Origin of the sequence: Sphingobacterium sp. UBA1498 (assembly GCF_002325125.1) — a bacterium.
Taxonomy (GTDB): domain Bacteria; phylum Bacteroidota; class Bacteroidia; order Sphingobacteriales; family Sphingobacteriaceae; genus Sphingobacterium.
Window position 1 is genome coordinate 375,546 of sequence record NZ_DCRG01000005.1, and the last position, 13,221, is coordinate 388,766.

14 protein-coding genes are annotated in these 13,221 nt (G+C 40.0%); 8 read left to right on the plus strand and 6 right to left on the minus strand.

From position 1 onward, the window contains the following. Positions 1-89: 89 nt before the first annotated feature. Positions 90-1,589, minus strand: coding sequence for a malate:quinone oxidoreductase (locus tag B3139_RS06485; protein WP_293880981.1), 1,500 nt, complete (start codon positions 1,587-1,589; stop codon positions 90-92). A 467-nt stretch (positions 1,590-2,056) separates the two neighbouring features. Here B3139_RS06485 and fabG point away from each other — a divergent pair, with 467 nt between their 5' ends. Continuing rightward, positions 2,057-2,800, plus strand: coding sequence for a 3-oxoacyl-[acyl-carrier-protein] reductase (gene fabG / locus B3139_RS06490; protein WP_209575697.1), 744 nt, complete (start codon positions 2,057-2,059; stop codon positions 2,798-2,800). A 268-nt stretch (positions 2,801-3,068) separates the two neighbouring features. Then, on the plus strand, positions 3,069-4,049 hold the full coding sequence (locus B3139_RS06495; RefSeq protein ID WP_293880983.1) for an acyl transferase: 981 nt from the start codon (positions 3,069-3,071) through the stop codon (positions 4,047-4,049). Between the two features lie 104 nt (positions 4,050-4,153). Here B3139_RS06495 and B3139_RS06500 read toward each other — a convergent pair whose 3' ends face one another. After that, on the minus strand, positions 4,154-5,023 hold the full coding sequence (locus B3139_RS06500; protein WP_293880985.1) for a KPN_02809 family neutral zinc metallopeptidase: 870 nt from the start codon (positions 5,021-5,023) through the stop codon (positions 4,154-4,156). 280 nt (positions 5,024-5,303) lie between these two features. Between B3139_RS06500 and B3139_RS06505 the strand changes: the two genes are divergently transcribed. After that, on the plus strand, positions 5,304-5,885 hold the full coding sequence (locus tag B3139_RS06505) for a PhnA domain-containing protein (RefSeq protein ID WP_293880987.1): 582 nt from the start codon (positions 5,304-5,306) through the stop codon (positions 5,883-5,885). Positions 5,886-5,986: 101 nt separating this feature from the next. Here the strand turns inward: B3139_RS06505 and B3139_RS06510 are convergent, their stop codons facing one another. Continuing rightward, entirely contained in the window at positions 5,987-6,937 is a 951-nt protein-coding gene (locus tag B3139_RS06510; protein WP_293880989.1) for a polysaccharide deacetylase family protein, read from the minus strand. A gap of 211 nt (positions 6,938-7,148) precedes the next feature. Next, on the minus strand, positions 7,149-7,661 hold the full coding sequence (locus B3139_RS06515; RefSeq protein WP_293880991.1) for a hypothetical protein: 513 nt from the start codon (positions 7,659-7,661) through the stop codon (positions 7,149-7,151). 217 nt (positions 7,662-7,878) lie between these two features. On the opposite strand from B3139_RS06515, the gene B3139_RS06520 reads away from it, so the two are divergent. Beyond that, positions 7,879-8,454: an NADPH-dependent FMN reductase gene (locus B3139_RS06520; RefSeq protein WP_293880993.1), complete on the plus strand. Its 576-nt coding sequence runs from the start codon at positions 7,879-7,881 to the stop codon at positions 8,452-8,454. Between the two features lie 51 nt (positions 8,455-8,505). Here the strand turns inward: B3139_RS06520 and B3139_RS06525 are convergent, their stop codons facing one another. Beyond that, a complete protein-coding gene (locus B3139_RS06525) occupies positions 8,506-9,372 on the minus strand; it encodes an aminotransferase class IV (protein WP_293880995.1) in 867 nt (288 codons plus the stop codon). A 19-nt stretch (positions 9,373-9,391) separates the two neighbouring features. Continuing rightward, complete coding sequence (locus B3139_RS06530) at positions 9,392-10,438, minus strand: RluA family pseudouridine synthase (RefSeq protein ID WP_293880997.1); 1,047 nt, start codon at positions 10,436-10,438, stop codon at positions 9,392-9,394. A gap of 18 nt (positions 10,439-10,456) precedes the next feature. Between B3139_RS06530 and B3139_RS06535 the strand changes: the two genes are divergently transcribed. From B3139_RS06535 to B3139_RS06550, 4 genes are all read left to right on the plus strand, one after another. After that, positions 10,457-11,404, plus strand: coding sequence for a 1-aminocyclopropane-1-carboxylate deaminase/D-cysteine desulfhydrase (locus tag B3139_RS06535; RefSeq protein WP_293880999.1), 948 nt, complete (start codon positions 10,457-10,459; stop codon positions 11,402-11,404). 129 nt (positions 11,405-11,533) lie between these two features. Further along, positions 11,534-12,097, plus strand: a complete 564-nt coding sequence (locus B3139_RS06540; protein ID WP_209575714.1) for an NADPH-dependent FMN reductase — start codon at positions 11,534-11,536, stop codon at positions 12,095-12,097. A 77-nt stretch (positions 12,098-12,174) separates the two neighbouring features. Next, positions 12,175-12,753 carry a DJ-1/PfpI family protein gene (locus B3139_RS06545; RefSeq protein WP_293881002.1) on the plus strand — a complete coding sequence of 193 codons (579 nt, stop codon included), beginning with the start codon at positions 12,175-12,177 and terminating at the stop codon, positions 12,751-12,753. A 10-nt stretch (positions 12,754-12,763) separates the two neighbouring features. Then, positions 12,764-13,141 (plus strand): hypothetical protein, encoded by a 378-nt coding sequence (locus B3139_RS06550; protein WP_209575719.1) that lies wholly within the window; start codon positions 12,764-12,766, stop codon positions 13,139-13,141. The last annotated feature ends 80 nt before the right edge of the window (positions 13,142-13,221 follow it).

The window sequence follows — 13,221 nt, forward strand, 5'->3', positions numbered from 1 at the left end:
GGAACAATCGCTTTTATTGGGTATAATCTCAGCCCAGAACGGCCAAAGCCGTTCGAAGCACCCCTCAAGTATATTGGCGGTCGAACTGATTAATCGATATCGATTAATTTCAGCGCCTTATGTGTGCGTATACGTGTTTCTTTACAAAGCTGTGCATCATCGTTCAATGATTTACCGTGTGATGGTATCATCTCACGTAACTTCTTGCGGTATTCATCTGATTTAGCACGCTCAGGGAAACATTTCTTCAGCAAACTGATCATGATAGCAACAGAGGTAGAAGCGCCAGGAGAAGCGCCCAATAATGCGGCAATAGAGCCATCTGAACTAGAAACGACCTCTGTTCCAAATTCCAAAATTCCACCTCTCTTCTCATCTTTCTTGATCACCTGAACCCGTTGTCCCGCCTTCTCAATCACCCAGTCCTCCAATTTTGCTGTGGGCATAAATTGTTTCAATGATTCCAGTTTATCTTTCGGAGATTTCATGACTTCTGTGATCAAATACTTGGTCAAGGGCAAATTATCAAGTCCGGCAGATAGCATCGGTCGGATATTCGACAACTTGATAGAAGCCGGTAGATCGAAATAAGACCCCTGTTTGAGGAATTTTGTTGAAAAACCCGCATAAGGCCCAAATAACAAAGCTTGTTTGCCATCGATATAACGCGTATCTAAGTGCGGCACAGACATTGGTGGAGCACCTACAGAGGCTTTGCCGTACACTTTGGCGTGGTGGGCATTAATAATCTCCTCATTCACGCAACGCAGCCATTGGCCTCCTACCGGAAAGCCACCATACCCCTTTGCTTCGGGTATTCCAGATTTTTCCAACAACAGCAAGGAGTGTCCACCAGCACCAATAAATACAAATTTCGCTTTGATTTCTCTCTTTACTCCTGTTTTTAAATCTTTGACCTCCACTTCCCAACGGCCATCATCTTCACGTTCGATGTCAATGACTTCATGGTTTAGCGAAATGGATATATTTTCTTTATTTGCAAGATTAGCGATCAAATCACGTGTCAATGAGCCAAAATTGACATCTGTACCAAGATCCATTTTCGTTGCAGCAATCTTTTCGTTTTTAGCACGCCCCTCCATCATCAATGGAATCCATGATTTCAGCAATTCAGCATCTTCGGTATACTCCATCCCCTTAAACAAGTTTTGGGTGGTTAACGTTTCCCATCTTGTTTTTAGAAATTTAGCATCTTTTTCACCAAAAACCGCACTCAGGTGTGGAATACTACGGATAAAATTTTCAGGCTGGGTAATGATGCCTTTATCAACAAGGTAGGACCAAAACTGCTTAGATACCTCAAATTGCTCAGCAATTTTCACTGCTTTATCAATCTTTACAGAACCATCTTTCTGTTCGGGCGTATAATTTAACTCGCATAAGGCAGAGTGACCCGTGCCAGCATTATTCCAAGCGTCTGAACTTTCAGCAGCCACAACATCCAAACGCTCAAGAATTTCAATATTAACGTCTGGGCTTAATTCATTGATTAGAGTACCCAAAGTAGCACTCATAATACCGGCGCCGATTAGAACAACGTCAACTTCTTTATTTGATTTTTTGCTCATGTTTTTGTGATTGATGCAAATTTAATATAGTTTTTGATAAACGTCCAAGTCTTTTGTCAAAAAACTGTACTTTTTAGAAGCACTTATTCAAAAATACCATGGATTTATTAAAATTATATAAAGTGAGTAAACGCTTACTGTTAACCACTAAATCCGTTCGCTAAAAGAATAGCAAGCAACGCTTTTGTAAACATCAGCTGAAGGCATAATGTTCTGCTAATTTAGACCGTTATTTATCGAAAGATTTTGTGTTATAATATAGTTTTAACATTTTTGCAAAATGTCTAGAAGCGACAGGGATAAAAAATAAAAAAAAAGAATCGCTGTGGCATAGCTGGATAGCGACCGAAGGAAAGCGCCCGTGTCGTATTGATCTCCATAATGTGTAGGAAGAGCAACGCGGGAGGAAGTCGGAACGATGGATCTATGTCGTATCGTAAATAATTAAAGATAAATAACTTATACAGATGAAAATACTCGAAGGAAAAATTGCTTTAATAACAGGAGCATCGAAAGGAATCGGAAGGAAAATTGCAGAAGTTTTTGCACAACATGGTGCTAACGTCGCTTTCACATATCTTTCTTCTGTCGAAAAAGGACAGGCGTTAGAGCAGGAGCTTCAGGCTTTCGGTACGAAAGTAATCGGCTATCGTTCTGATGCTTCAAAATTTGAAGAAGCGGAACAACTAATCAATTCCATTGTTGCCGATTTCGGTGGACTGGATATTGTTGTAAACAATGCGGGTATCACAAAAGACGGCTTATTGATGCGTATGACTGAAGAAAATTGGGACGATGTCTTAAATGTCAACCTCAAGTCGGTGTTTAACGTCACCAAGGCAGCTTCAAAAATTATGATGAAAAACCGCAAGGGTTCATTTATTAATATGTCTTCGGTAGTGGGTGTTCAGGGCAATGCTGGTCAGGCGAATTACGCTGCCTCAAAAGCAGGTATTATCGGGTTCACAAAATCTGTCGCAAAAGAATTAGGTTCGCGTAATATCCGTGCTAACGTTGTTGCTCCAGGTTTTATACGGACGGAAATGACGGATGTATTGGATCCGAAAGTTGTTGCCGGATGGGAAGCAGGAATTCCGTTGAAACGCGCGGGACAGCCGGAAGATGTTGCTCATGCCTGTCTTTATTTAGCATCCGACTTATCGGCGTACGTAACCGGCCAGGTTCTTCCTGTTGACGGCGGTATGCTATAAACATAAACAAGCTCAGATGCTTTTTTACATTGGATCTGAGCTTGTTACACGATATGTATGGCATGCGCTTTCCTAGCAGCTCCAGTACATACCTATCGTACACAAGTGAACACGCGCGCTGCAGCTTAGCCCCAAGAATTCTTGCCTGCACCTGCTTATCGGCTATGCTATCGTTCAACTTCACTACGCATCCGATAAAACTGAAACAATAAGACCTGTTAATGTTTCCAAATTTTAGTTAATTTTGTCTATCAAATTTTTAAATGCTATGACGAATTGGAAGGATTTTTTTGAGATTAAAACCGAGTATGATTTTAATCAGCAGTGTTTAGAGACCTACCAATTCCAAAGCCAGCATTGCAAAATTTATCGGGACTATATCCGCATCTTGGGAAAGGATAAAGCCCTTATTGAACACTATACCGAGATTCCTTTCCTACCTATTGAATTTTTCAAAACCCAACAGGTTATCACCGAAGGAATGGAGGCTGAAATGGTCTTTTCCAGTTCCGGAACGACGGGAATGCTGACCTCGAAACATTTTGTGGCCGACCTGAATATTTATGAACATACCTTTCGTCGGATCTTCGAAGATTTTTATGGCCCTTTGAGCAATATTGCCGTACTCGCACTTCTCCCTTCTTACCTCGAGAGAAGTGGATCTTCTTTGATATATATGGTTGACGATCTTATGAAACAAAGTGATCAACCTGAAAGCAATTACTTTCTGTATAACCATCAAGAGCTATACGAAACACTTGTCCGGCTCAAAAATAAAGGAACGAAGACGATACTCTTCGGAGTGACGTATGCCCTTCTCGATTTTATCGAACACTATGCCTTCGATTTTCCAGAATTAATCATTATGGAAACAGGAGGAATGAAAGGAAAGCGCAAGGAAATGGTCAAACAAGAAATCCATCAGCTTCTTGAAAAAGCTTTCGGTGTGGTAGGAATTCATTCTGAATATGGGATGACGGAACTACTATCTCAGGGTTATTCCTCTGGTCAAGGAATTTTTCAGCTACCCAAATGGATGAAAATACTGATCCGGGATACCAATGATCCATTGAGTTTGATTCCTTCGAATAAATCTGGTGGAATTAATGTTATCGATCTAGCGAATCGCTATTCCTGTTCGTTTATCGCAACACAAGATTTAGGGAAAGTACATGCGGATGGATCGTTTGAAATATTGGGTCGGTTTGATCAAAGTGATATACGGGGTTGCAACTTGCTGGTTCAATAGGGATTTGAAAAAGCGTATATGGTAGCATTGTTGCGCATTACCGGTACTGAACTAAAAAAACACTTGACCATGGTGTGATCAAGTGTTCTCATTGAAATCAACGATTATTTCAGGCTAGGATCCTCAAAGGTATTACCCGATCGCATATCCCCAGAATCATATCCTTTTTTAAACCAGGCCATACGCTGTGCAGATGTCCCATGGGTGAATGATTCTGGCACAGCATAACCCTGTGCTTCTGTTTGCAGCTTATCATCGCCGACCGCTTCAGCAGCTTTCATACCATCCATAATATCGTTATAATCAATTTTTATATCGGTATACTCGTTGAGATAATGTGCCCATACGCCTGCATAAAAATCCGCCTGTAGTTCGGTCATGACAGAGATTTTATTATTTTCTCGTTCACTGAGCTTTCCTCGTGCTGCATTGGTTTGTGGTAACAGTCCAACCAGTTGCTGGATATGATGTCCAACCTCATGCGCTATCACATAAGCCATCGCAAATTCTCCTTTTGCTCCAAATTTATCTGACAATTCTTTACTAAAGCTCAAATCGAGATAAATTTTTTGATCACCAGGACAATAGAAAGGGCCATAAGACGCCTGTCCCATACCGCAACCGTCCGTTTGCGTTCCACCATCGTAAAACACAAGTGTTGTTGGTGTATAGTTTTTCTGCATCTGTTCTTTAAATAGTTTTGCCCAGACGTCTTCGGTGCTTTGGAGCACAGTCAATGAAAACTCTGTTAATCTTTTCTCTTCAGGATTTAGATCACGTGGCTGCCCCGACTGTTCGGTCTGCGCCCCCATATTCTGGGCTTGTTGTAAAAGTTGCGTAGGATCTCCTCCCATCAGAAATCCTATGACTAAAACAATAATCCCCCCTATTCCACCTAATGCTATTTTTCCACCACCCGACATCCCCCTGCGGTCTTCAAAATTACCACTTTGTTTTCCTCCTTGCCATTTCATAGTATCGCTAAATTATAGTTAATAATCGTTTCCAAAGCTGGACTAATACAAAATCAATACCAATGTTCTACATACAAAGGCTTTATTTTAAGAAAAAAATTGTAGCGCATTTGCAGTCCAACATTTTTTAACGCCATAAATTCACGGGTATTGAAAGATGTTCATCATCCAAAGCAGTGCATTAAAATAGCAATAGAAGCGGCTAAATTAGTAAAGTCGTGATATTGGTCATTGCGTGTCAAAACAAATTTGGTTAAGTTTGGACTTTCAAAAAAAAGATATGAAGTTAGAAGAACAATTACAGGCGAGAGCTGGCGGAAAATGTGAATTAACGGGCAATGAATTGACTTTAGTTGCCTATACACTACCTCCAGAAATAACGGCAAATTTGGACAATACCTTACTGATTTCAGAAAAATTAGTCAACCAGCTTAATAAGACAGAACAATTAAATCCCGAAGACTGGAAGTTTCTTCCAAATGCGATGTGGTCTGAAAATCCGGCTGTAGAAATTGTATGCTGGCGGATGTTAAGCCGATTAAAAAATGAAGGCTGGGCATCGGAAGCATTGGATATTTTATATTTGGACGATGAAACGTTGGCTGAAGCTAAAAAAACCGGCGACCACGAAAATGATGGCTATGTTTCTTTTCATGAAGATAGCATTGGTCAAAGACTCTTTGAAGGTGACACAGTTGTATTAACGAAAACACTCGACGTAAAAGGCTCTTCTCTTAAAGCCACGTTAGGTACAGTTGTAAAGAATATCAGATTGGTAGCTAACAACATTGAGCAGATTGAAGGAAAGATTGAAGGTCAGACGATCGTTATTTTAACCAAATATCTCCGTAAACAAAACTAAGTATTGCCTCTTTAAAAGCGAAAGGCTTAAAAAGAGACGGTCACCCCACTCTTTTTAAGCCTTTCGCTTGTATACCTTTTTATTTGTTTTAACTATTCTCACTATCTGGGATAATTCCGCACAAACTCAAAGTGATAGTTTGGATGTTGTTTTAGGCTATCGATTAAATCTGATAAAAGTCGCTGTCCTTTTTTAGTCTGGTACATATTATCATGTGTCAACAGTACCACATTGTTTTTCGTATACGACGTTCCTTTACGAAGTAGATTCTTCATTTGGGTATATAACTGATTTACCGACAAGTCTGGTTTTCCCGTCACACCATTAATTTTCCATTCACAATCCCAACCAATGACCTTATAACCATTTTGATGCAGTAACTCGGCCGTTGATCCCCCTGTTTTCAAATCAACTTTCTTACGGTCTCCGATATACCAAATATTTCTTCCCGGCAATCGCACGATTTTATGCTCGAGCCCCAAGGATTGCTCAGCATGTTCAAAATCCTCAAAAGCAGCCTGCGGATTGGAATAAAATACAGTATACTTGTCATGCGCATGCCAAAAACTATGGTTATAACAATCAACTAAAGGATTATTCTTGTAACGTTCGGTATAGCTGTGCATCTTTTTACTCATTTTATCATGATGTCCAATCAGAAAAGTATTGATTTTAATACCCTTTGCAGTTGCAATGGAATCAAGATACTGACTTCCATTCAGAGGGCCATCGTCAAAAGTAAGATATATATAGCGCGGAGAAACAGTATCGGTCAATAATACGGTTGTATCTTTAGCGCTTTTAAAGGGCTTATCTTCTTCCGTTTTAGCAATGGTATCTTTTTGTAAGGAATCCACGTTACTGATCGAGTCCTGCACTGTAACTAAACTATCTTTTACGGCCGGGATGGAATCATCCGTAGTATCACCATTTTGAACCTTGCTCTTCCCTCCTTGATCACAGGCATATAATCCTAAACTAACTATCCCCAAACCTATCCATACAGCACCTAAACGAATCCCTTTTCTCATTACAAAAATTAACTTACGCATTACTATTGTTTCAAAAACCTATCGTGAAGACTACATGCGCCTCATGTAGGTTTATTGTAGCGCAAAATTAAGATAATTTTTATGAATCCAGGTATTATGTTTCTTAATTTATTTGGGCGTAAAAAAAGAAGAATCTATGGCCTTATAGATTCTTCTTTGTACTTCAATTGACCTTTTATTTAATTGAACGATTGTATTTCAATGTAACAAATTAGTGCCTGTGCTTTCCAGGTCCATGCCCCTTACCGCGTCCATGATGACCAGGTCCTCTATCGTGTCGATGGCCTTCATTCCATGAATGTCCGCGGCTCACTTTGCGGCGCTCGCTCGCAAATGAATACCCACCGCCATGATGGCTGTCGCGAATGGCTACCTGTCTTCCGCGGTAGCCCCCGTAACGACTTCTATATCGGTCGTGATGATGCCACGGTGTACGGTCGTTGATAACTACCTTGTGTACTCGATAAAAATCATAGTGTCTATATCTTCTAGGAAGGTTAGCTCTCCTTACCCAGCCGCCATTGTCGTAATAAACATAACATCTCGCGGGCACATCGTAATACATATTATATTCTGGAATATAATAATAGCGGGCATAATCATAGCCTACTGGGCCCCAATTAGGCTGACTTCCGATGTTGACGCGAATACTGACTTGCGCCTGGGCAGCATTTGCCGTAAAAAGGCCTGCAATGATAGCAGCTGCATAAAGCAATTTTTTCATAAGTAACTCCTCCCTTAGTTTGTAATTTCTTCTTTACAATACGACAACAAACTGTATGCAAAAGATTAATATCGAAATGTTAATTTTTGTTAACCAATCGATAAAAAACTCATTATTAACAGGTTGAACACCTGTATTATTCGCAATAAAGTAAAAACATTATTGGATACTATGTTGTTCAAATAAATAGATAATAGAAACTTTAATAATAAATACGATGAGCATATATAACGTAGGTATATTGGTTGGTAGCTTAAGAAAAAACTCGTTTAACAAAAAGATTGCAGAGTATATCGTTGATCAGGAGGAATCTAAATTTCGCTATAGCCTGATCGATATTGGCGATCTCCCTTTGTATAATCAGGATTTCGATGATGAAGGCACTCCGCCGGCTAGCTATACAAGATTTCGTGAGGAGATTAATGCATTGGACGCAGTGCTCTTTATCACGGCAGAATATAACCGTTCAGTTCCTGCTGTGTTGAAAAATGCAATTGATGTAGGATCAAGACCTTATGGTAAGAACAGTTGGGATGGCAAACCTGCTGCAGTAATATCTTCTTCAATTGGGGCGTTAGGCGGTTTTGGTGCCAATCACCATCTCCGGCAATCCCTTGTATTCGTCAATCTCTTGACAATGCAACAACCCGAAGCATATATTGGTGATATTGAGTCAAGTATCGGATCTGACGGCAAAATTGAATCCGGAGAAACCAAGGATTTTCTACACAGCTTTAAACAAGCATTTGAGCAATGGGCTGAGCAGTTTATAACTAACAAAGGGCAGGATTAATTCCCGCCCTTTGTTAATTCTCGCTGCTCTTGGCACCACGACGCTATCGTACTAGTCTTGTTCATCACTGATATCATAGTTCCAGTTTAGCAGTTTTTCCTGCAGAATACGGGATATTTTATTGAAATAACGCTTTTGCTTATATCCCATCACCCATTGCACACCCTGTACAGCATTGGTACAGAAAATCTCGTCGGCCCGCTTCATAATTTCGGGGCTTATTTGGGCTTCAACGACCTCGATACCCTCATCTTGTGCCATGTCCATCACTACCCTACGCATAACTCCCTCGATACATCCTTCGGACAGCGCAGGGGTGTAAAGTACTTTCTCATAAAAGACAAAAATATTGGATGTCAGTGATTCACATAAGTAGCCCTCCTGATTTAGGATCAATACATCGTCAAAGGCCATTTTCTTTTTATAAATACCGGCCAAAACATAAATCTGCGCATTTAAAGACTTAATTTTTGACAGATCGCTATACGGTTTTTTAAATTCATTGTACAAGCCTACGATCAGCCCCACCTTCTTATCACGCAGATTGGGTTCTAGACGTTGTACCTGCAAAACAAAGCCGGGCTTATTACTTGTCGGACTATACAGCCCGCCCCCTGATCTAAATACGATCAATCGGATACGGACCTGTTGCCCCAACATATTATTTTTACGGATTAATTCTTCGGACCGCGAACGAATAAAAAATTCGTCGAAAAGATTTGCATCGTCCAGATGAATCAATTCCATGCCTTTCTGTAAGCGTTCGACATGAAAATTTAGAAAACGGATATCACCATCCTTATAGAGCATGGTTTCGAACAATCCATCCCCGTAACGAAAACCTCTATTCTCAATGCTAAATATTTCCTGATTTTCCGGCACTACATTGCCATTGAAATTAATATAGTTTGTTGGCATCTTAATTCTGTTCTAAATTTTAACCATTTTCTACAGCCATTGAATTTGCTGCGTATCCACGCCATTTTTCTAAAGCTAAACGAAAATCTTCAGGGTATGGTACTTCAAAGTACATATTTTCTTTTGTAGCAGGATGAATAAATCCCAGTACTTGCGCATGAAGGGCTTGACGAGGCAGCAAAGAAAAACAGTTATCGACAAACTGCTTATACTTTGAAAACACGGTACCTTTTAAAATCTTGTCTCCACCATACATTGCATCGTTAAACAGCGGATGCCCGATAGACTGCATATGCGTACGGATCTGATGTGTTCTTCCCGTTTCTAGCTGGCATTCGATTAAAGTTACATAACCTAAGCGTTCCAAAACCTTATAGTGTGTTACCGACCAACGCCCCTTGTCTTCACTATCATACATCGCCATGATGCGTCTGTCTTTTAGGTGACGTCCAATATAACCTGTTATCGTTCCATCTTCTTTTAAATCACCCCATACCATGGCGATATACTTGCGTGTAATACTGTGGTCGAAAAACTGTTTCGCCAAAAAGGCCATGGACTTTTCATTTTTGGCGATAACCAATAGCCCAGAAGTATCTTTATCAATTCGGTGTACTAATCCCGGACGATCAGAATTTCCTGGTAGCTGTGGCAACTGCTGAATATGATAAGTGAGCGCATTCACCAAAGTTCCTGTATAATTATTATATCCTGGGTGTACAACCATTCCAGCTTCTTTGTTCACAATCAGAACGTCATCATCTTCATATTTGATATCCAAAGGAATATTTTCTGGATAGACTTCGTTATCACGCGGGGGATCAGGCAACACCAATGTAATCACATCATCGGGTCTAACTTTATAGCTCGCCTTGATTTCCTTACCGTTGACCATGACAGAACCTGCTTCTATCGCATGCTGAATTTTACTCCGTGTCGCATTTTCGACTCTGTTCATCAGATATTTATCAATGCGGAGTAAGGCCTGCCCCTTGTCCACCTCTATCCGTAGATGTTCAAATAATTCTTGTTCTTCCTGATCTTGCAATCCAATTTGTTCTGTCATGCTACAAAAATAAACCAAATGAAACAATTTTCGTTAAATTTGTTTTCATTTAATGTTATGTTGCCGTTCAAAATCCACAGTCCCGAAACTGAATTGTATCTCCCCGCTTGGGAGAAGAAGCATGTAAAAGTAACGCTTAAGCGGGATGACCTCATACATCCTTTTATTTCAGGCAATAAATGGCGCAAATTAAAATACAATCTAGCGGAAGCAATACGGCTTCAGAAGAGTCATCTTGTTACATTTGGTGGTGCCTGGAGCAATCATCTTTTAGCTACAGCCTGCGCCGGAGCGACCTTTAAGTTTAGAACAACCGCTTTTGTCAGAGGGGAAGAAGGAGTCAACAACCCTGTTTTAGCCATGTGTCGACTCTTTGGCATGCAGCTGATTTATGTCGAACGCGAATCTTACCGAAATAAAGAGAATCTGTACAAAACATATTTCGGTCAGGATCCAACCACTTTCTATATTCATGAAGGGGGCTATGGTATTTTAGGCGCTAAGGGATGCGCCGAACTGGTCGATGAACTCCGACAAGAATACCAGCATATCTTTACTGCTTGTGGCACCGGAACAACATTGGCCGGAATAGCCAACGCCATAGATAAACGAGATGCTCTTACACGTGTGCATGGTATACCTGTTTTAAAGAATGGTGGCTTTATTCAAGAGGAAGTTGATCAACTTTACCCCAACATAGCTCCCCCTATTTTACATCTCAATTATCATTTTGGAGGATATGCAAAAACAACTGCCGACTTACTATCTTTTGTTCAAAATTTTGTAACAAATACCGGGATAATGATCGAACCTACATATACCGGCAAATTGCTCTATGCCCTAGATGATCTGATTAAAAATGATTACTTCACTCCAGCAGACAAAATACTTGTGGTTCATACCGGCGGATTAACAGGGATTCTTGGGATGTATGAACGGTTCAATTTTATTGATCTACATCAATAAATACACTTCCATAGCGCACAAGGACATTTGATTGACTTTTTTTTAGCGATTATATTGTAAGTTTGACCATCTTTTAAAATAAGAGAGATCGAAAATAAAAGGAATAAAGATTAAATTAATGATATAACGATGAAAATATTAGCATTTGCAGGCACAAGCAATAAAAATTCTATCAACAAAATGTTCGTTACAAGTACGTCCAAATACTACAAAGAAGCAGAAGACACCATCGAGCTGCTGGACCTAAACCATTTTGAAATGCCTATCTATTCTTACGATAAAGAAGCCGAGCTAGGCATTCCGCAATTGGCCTATGACTTTGCTGCTAAAATGGATGCGGCAGATTTTCTTTTGATTTCTTTGGCAGAACACAATGGGTCGTATACTTCAGCCTACAAAAATATCGTTGACTGGGTTTCGCGTATTCCTAATCGTAAATTATTCAACGGCAAACCTGTTTTCTTGTTGGCTACGGCCCCTGGTCCAATGGGTGGTGCAACGGTATTGAACACTGCTGTCAACCGAATTACCTGGGATGGTGCGGATATCTTAGATTCTTTCTCTCTTCCTGAATTTCACAAAAATTTTGAAGAAGGTAAAGGGATTATAGATCCAACCTTAAGAAGTCAATTAGAGGCTAAAGTAAGAAAGACAAAACGTATCCTTGCGGAAAAATTAGCGATACAAGGTTGACAAAAGATTAACAAATAATCATTGTGAAAACCTCTTTTAATATGTAAATTGATAACCTATTAAAAGAGGTTTTTGATATGGCAAAAAAAATATTATTACTGGTAGGAGACTTTGTAGAAGATTACGAAGCGATGGTTCCATTTCAGGCAATGGGTTCCATAGGAATAACTGTAGATGCAATTGCACCAGACCGAAAAAGCGGTGATGTGGTGCCAACAGCGGTCCATGATTTTACGGGTGACCAGACCTACAAAGAATTGCGCGGACATAATTTCGCTATCAATAAGGATTTTGATGAGGTAAATGTTGAAGATTATGATGGTCTATATATTGCTGGTGGCCGATCGGCAGAATATATCCGACTCAACAAACGTGTTTTGGAGATTACAAGACACTTCTTTGAGCACAATAAACCTGTCGCGGCAATATGTCATGGCATTCAAGTGTTAACGGCAGCAAAGGTTCTTGAAGGACGTACGCTTACCGCCTATGTTGCTGTAGGTCCGGATATCGAATTGGCTGGCGGCACATGGAAAAATATTCCTGCGGATCAGGCAGTCGTGGATGGAAATTTGGTCACTTCTCCCGCCTGGCCAGGACATCAGGCAATTTTGAAAGAGTTTTACAAATTATTAGGCATAACAATTACAATTTAAGGGTATTTTAATGAAGAAGAATAAAAGGTTATGGCTTTTGGTCATACCAATTTTGGTGCTGTTGGGATTTATTTTAAAAGATAGCTTCAATCAAAAAAGTATTGAAGACTTACCGGGAGGTTTTAAGGAAGTTGCGTTTGTCAGAAATGAACAAAATAAAGGTGGTATTATCCGTATCTATGCCGTGACCGTGGGTGACGTTTTAAATGCAGACTATACAGGTTGTCTTGAGCTCATGCCTGTTAATGATTATGGAAGTATCACAACCGTGTACTTCTTCGATCGAACGGCTCCTTATCCAACAAGTCTATCGATCGATACACCGCATTTCGACACCACAAAATTCAAAGCAATTCAAATCTCAAAGAAATACGGAAAAAAGGACTAGACCTTGCCAAACGGAAAGACACATCCCCAAAGTTTGTATAAAACTTTGGGGATTTTTTTTGGAATAACTTAATAATTCGT

Bases quoted from the DNA above. Each gene is read 5' to 3' on its own strand.
- B3139_RS06485 (WP_293880981.1), bottom strand. From the start codon at position 1,589: ATGAGCAAAAAATCAAATAAAGAAGTTGACGTTGTTCTAATCGGCGCC.
- fabG (WP_209575697.1), top strand. From the start codon at position 2,057: ATGAAAATACTCGAAGGAAAAATTGCTTTAATAACAGGAGCATCGAAA.
- B3139_RS06495 (WP_293880983.1), top strand. From the start codon at position 3,069: ATGACGAATTGGAAGGATTTTTTTGAGATTAAAACCGAGTATGATTTT.
- B3139_RS06500 (WP_293880985.1), bottom strand. From the start codon at position 5,023: ATGAAATGGCAAGGAGGAAAACAAAGTGGTAATTTTGAAGACCGCAGG.
- B3139_RS06505 (WP_293880987.1), top strand. From the start codon at position 5,304: ATGAAGTTAGAAGAACAATTACAGGCGAGAGCTGGCGGAAAATGTGAA.
- B3139_RS06510 (WP_293880989.1), bottom strand. From the start codon at position 6,937: ATGCGTAAGTTAATTTTTGTAATGAGAAAAGGGATTCGTTTAGGTGCT.
- B3139_RS06515 (WP_293880991.1), bottom strand. From the start codon at position 7,661: ATGAAAAAATTGCTTTATGCAGCTGCTATCATTGCAGGCCTTTTTACG.
- B3139_RS06520 (WP_293880993.1), top strand. From the start codon at position 7,879: ATGAGCATATATAACGTAGGTATATTGGTTGGTAGCTTAAGAAAAAAC.
- B3139_RS06525 (WP_293880995.1), bottom strand. From the start codon at position 9,372: ATGCCAACAAACTATATTAATTTCAATGGCAATGTAGTGCCGGAAAAT.
- B3139_RS06530 (WP_293880997.1), bottom strand. From the start codon at position 10,438: ATGACAGAACAAATTGGATTGCAAGATCAGGAAGAACAAGAATTATTT.
- B3139_RS06535 (WP_293880999.1), top strand. From the start codon at position 10,457: ATGAAACAATTTTCGTTAAATTTGTTTTCATTTAATGTTATGTTGCCG.
- B3139_RS06540 (WP_209575714.1), top strand. From the start codon at position 11,534: ATGAAAATATTAGCATTTGCAGGCACAAGCAATAAAAATTCTATCAAC.
- B3139_RS06545 (WP_293881002.1), top strand. From the start codon at position 12,175: ATGGCAAAAAAAATATTATTACTGGTAGGAGACTTTGTAGAAGATTAC.
- B3139_RS06550 (WP_209575719.1), top strand. From the start codon at position 12,764: ATGAAGAAGAATAAAAGGTTATGGCTTTTGGTCATACCAATTTTGGTG.